Origin of the sequence: Methylobacterium sp. CCH5-D2, from assembly GCF_001556475.1 — a bacterium.
Classification (GTDB): Bacteria; Pseudomonadota; Alphaproteobacteria; order Rhizobiales; family Beijerinckiaceae; genus Methylobacterium; species Methylobacterium hispanicum.
Genome location: NZ_LSIX01000950.1, coordinates 1 through 2,840 on the forward strand (window position 1 = coordinate 1; position 2,840 = coordinate 2,840).

General features: G+C 72.0%; 3 protein-coding genes. All 3 read right to left on the reverse strand.

The window, feature by feature from the left end; translation table 11 throughout:
* Positions 1–41: 41 nt before the first annotated feature.
* Positions 42–1,511, reverse strand: coding sequence for a DegQ family serine endoprotease (locus AX737_RS25715; RefSeq protein ID WP_066926399.1), 1,470 nt, complete (start codon positions 1,509–1,511; stop codon positions 42–44).
* A gap of 134 nt (positions 1,512–1,645) precedes the next feature.
* Positions 1,646–2,467, reverse strand: a complete 822-nt coding sequence (locus tag AX737_RS25720; protein WP_066926400.1) for an alpha/beta hydrolase — start codon at positions 2,465–2,467, stop codon at positions 1,646–1,648.
* Positions 2,468–2,553: 86 nt separating this feature from the next.
* The coding region (locus AX737_RS25725) for a MucR family transcriptional regulator (RefSeq protein ID WP_197430720.1) at positions 2,554–2,840 on the reverse strand (287 nt) is incomplete at its 5' end.

The window sequence follows — 2,840 nt, forward strand, 5'->3', positions numbered from 1 at the left end:
CGGGCCGGCAAGCCCGCGCCGCCGCCAATCCCCTGCCGCCCCTACCCGCCGAAGACCGAGGTCAGCACCTCGCCGCCGCGGTTGATCGCGACCTCCCACATGTTCATCGGGGCGCGGGTCAGGCGCTCGATATCCTTGGTCGTGGTCACGGGAGCGCCGTTGATCGCCAGCACCATATCGCCCTTGCGCAGGCCGGCGCGGGCGGCGATCGAGTTGTCCTCCACCGCCTGGACGGTCACGCCGTCGCTCGGGAAGTCCGCCTGCATCTCCTCGGCGACCGCCGGCGAGGTGTTGACGAAGGTGGCCCCGAGGAACGGCGAGCGGGTGCGCACCTTCACGGGCTCGCGCGGGCGCGTCTCGGGGGCGGGCCCGAGCTTCACCGGCAGGCTGATCCGGCTGGTGCCGCGCAGGACGCCGAACTTGGTCTGGCCCTCGATGCCCTTGAGGGCGAAGCGGTAGCCGAAGGCCTCCGGGTCGTCCACGACCTGGCCGTCGACCGAGAGGATCAGGTCGCCGCGCTTGAGTCCGGCCTCTTCGGCCGGGCTCTTCGGGGCGAGGTTGGCCACCAGCACGCCGGTCGGGTGGTCGAGGCCCATGCTCTCGGCGATGTCGGGCGTCACGTTCTGCACGCGCGCGCCGAGCCAGGGCCGGCGCACGGTGCTCGCCCCGCCCTTGGCCGAGTCGACCACCGCCTTGACCATGCTGGCGGGGATCGCGAAGCCGATGCCGTGGCTGCCGCCGGACTGCGAGTAGATCGCCGTGTTGATGCCGACGAGCCGGCCCTGGAGATCGACCAGCGCGCCGCCCGAGTTGCCCGGATTGATCGCGGCGTCCGTCTGGATGAAGAACTGGTAGTCCGACGAGCCGACCTGGGTGCGGGCGAGCGCCGAGACGATGCCCTGCGTCACCGTCTGGCCGACGCCGAACGGGTTGCCGATCGCCATCACGAAGTCGCCGACCTCGAGCGACTCCGAATCGCCGAACGGCATCGCGATCAGGCCGCCCGAGGGGTTCTTGATCTTGATCACCGCGAGGTCCGTGCGGGGGTCGCGCAGCACGATCTGGGCCTCGAACTCGCGCTTGTCGGCGAGCGCGACCCGCACCTCGTTCATGTTGTCGATGACGTGGTTGTTCGTGATGATCAGCCCGGACTCGTCGAGGATGACGCCGGAGCCGAGCGAGCGCTGCGCCCGCTCGCCGGGCAGGCCGCGGGGCCCGCGCCCGCCGCTCTCCTCGCCGAAGAAGCGGCGCATGAACTCCTCCATGGCGTTCGCCCGCGCGTTCGAGCGCTTCTCGACATGGGAGGCGTAGACGTTGACCACGGAGGGCGAGGCCCGCTTCACCACGGGCGCGAAGGAGAGCTGCACCTCGCCCCGGCTCTGCGGGACGGGCTTGGTCGCGAGGCTCTCCTTGGCGGCGTAGGGCTCGGGCGTCTTCTGGGCGTGTGCCGCCTGGGTGAGCGTCGCGAGGGCGACGGCGGCGCTGAGGATGGGCGCAAGGGTGCGAGGCATGCAGGGCTCCGGTCCGGGACCGCACGCGACGGCCGCGGGGCGAGGCGCGCAGCGAAGGCGCGTCCCGCGGCCGGATCGCTCTGGTCGTATCGGGCGCTCTTATCGCGCCCGGATGTGGCGGGCGAGAGGCTTGTTCAGGCCCGCAGGAACGCGATGAGGTCGGCGGTCAGGCGCTCGGCATGGGTGAAGGGCACGGCGTGCGGCGCGTCCTCGTAGGCGATGAAGCGCGCGCCCGGGATCGCGGCCGCGGCGGCCCGGCCCGAGATATCGACCGGCACGGTCTGGTCGGCGTCCCCGTGGATCACCAGCGTCGGCACCTTGATGTGCGCGAGGTCGGCGCGGAAATCCGTCTCGCCGAAGGCCCGCACGCACGCGACCGTGGCCTTGGGCGAGGCCAGCATGGCGAGGTTGCCGGTCCAGGCGATGAGCTCGCTGGAGGACGGCGAGGAGAACACGCCGACGCCGAAGAAGGTCTTGGCGAAGTTCGCCAGGAAGTGCGGACGGTCCGTCTTCAGACCCGCGATCATCCCGTCGAAGACGGAGCGATCGACGCCGTCCGGGTTGTCGGCGGTCTTCAGCAGGTAGGGCGGGACGGCCGAGACCAGCACGGCCTTCGCGACGCGCGCGCCGCCGTGACGGGCCATGTAGCGGGCGATCTCGCCGCCGCCCATCGAGAAGCCGACCAGGGCGACGTCCTGTAGGTCGAGCCGGTCGAGGACCGCCTTCAGGTCGTCCGCGAAGGTGTCGTAGTCGTAGCCCGTCCAGGGCTGGTCCGAGCGTCCGAAGCCCCGCCGGTCGTACGCGACCGTGCGGAAGCCCGCCTCGGTCAGCGCCGGCTGCTGGTACTCCCACATGTCCGCGTCGAGCGGCCAGCCGTGGATCAGCACGACGGGCCGCCCGCTGCCCCAGTCCTTGACGTAGAGCCGTGTCCCGTCGCCGGTCTCGATGAACGCCATCGCGTCCCCTCCCCTCTGGCCAGATCAGACGGGGGAAGTCGGCTCGGACCGGAACGTTCCGGCCGGGGCGAGGGCGCGGCCGCAGTTCAGGCGGCCTGCGTCTGGCGGACGGCGCGGCGCCGCTTCGGTGCCTCGGCGACGGGGGCGGGCTCGGATACCGACGGGGACGACGCCTCGGGCTCCGGCGCCCGGCGCCGCTGCTGGCCGAGGCCGAGGGCGCGGGCGAGTTCCGAGCGCTGCTCGGAGTAGCTCGCGCTCGTCATCGGATAGTCCCGCGGCAGGCCCCACTTCTCGCGGTAGGCCTCGGGGGTCAGGCCCCGCAGGGTGAGGTGGCGGCGCAGCGTCTTGTAGGGCTTGCCGTCCTCGAAGCTGA

Excerpts from the sequence above, each read along its gene's own strand:
- AX737_RS25715 (WP_066926399.1), bottom strand. The coding sequence starts at position 1,511 with ATGCCTCGCACCCTTGCGCCCATCCTCAGCGCCGCCGTCGCCCTCGCG.
- AX737_RS25720 (WP_066926400.1), bottom strand. The coding sequence starts at position 2,467 with ATGGCGTTCATCGAGACCGGCGACGGGACACGGCTCTACGTCAAGGAC.